General features: G+C 49.7%; 1 protein-coding gene. It reads right to left on the bottom strand.

From position 1 onward, the window contains the following. On the bottom strand, window positions 1-839 hold an 839-nt coding region (locus CXF65_RS01040), incomplete at its 3' end, for an elongation factor Tu (protein WP_101210732.1). Window positions 840-860: the final 21 nt, after the last annotated feature.

Below are 860 nucleotides of genomic sequence, written 5' to 3'. Positions count from 1 at the left end.
AGTACGCCACAGTTTTCGCCTGCACGACCTTCGTCAAGCAGTTTACGGAACATCTCTACACCAGTACAGGTGGTTTTTTGAGTGTCACGGATACCAACGATTTCAATTTCGTCACCAACTTTAACGATACCAGATTCAACACGACCGGTCACAACGGTACCACGACCTGAGATTGAGAATACGTCTTCGATTGGCATTAGGAATGCTTTGTCGATGTCACGCTCTGGCTCTGGGATGTAGGTGTCTAGTACGTTTAGTAGTTCTACGACGGCTGGTTGGCCGTATTTTTCTTGTGAGCCTTTTAGGGCTTCAGTAGCAGAACCGTGGATGATTGGGGTGTCATCACCTGGGAAGTCATAGTCGTTCAATAATTCACGAACTTCCATTTCTACGAGTTCAAGCAGTTCTTCGTCGTCAACAACGTCGCACTTGTTCATGAATACGACGATGTATGGTACGCCAACCTGACGTGATAGCAGGATGTGCTCACGGGTTTGTGGCATTGGGCCATCGGTCGCTGATACGACTAGGATTGCGCCGTCCATTTGGGCTGCACCGGTGATCATGTTTTTAACATAATCGGCGTGACCTGGGCAATCGACGTGGGCGTAGTGACGTGATGGGGTGTCATATTCTACGTGTGAGGTGTTGATGGTGATGCCACGTGCTTTTTCTTCTGGGGCTGAGTCAATAGACGCGTAGTCTTTGGCTTCGCCACCTGAGGTGATTGCTGCTACGGTTGCGATAGCGGCGGTTAGTGTGGTTTTACCGTGGTCAACGTGTCCGATGGTACCGACGTTGACGTGTGGCTTGCTGCGTTCAAACTTGGCCTTTGCCATGGGTATTTCCTCTTTTTTTGG

The sequence above is a fragment of the Psychrobacter sp. Sarcosine-3u-12 genome (genome assembly GCF_002836005.1).
Lineage (GTDB): Bacteria > Pseudomonadota > Gammaproteobacteria > Pseudomonadales > Moraxellaceae > Psychrobacter > Psychrobacter okhotskensis.
This window is presented reverse-complemented; position numbering and strand designations above follow the sequence as displayed.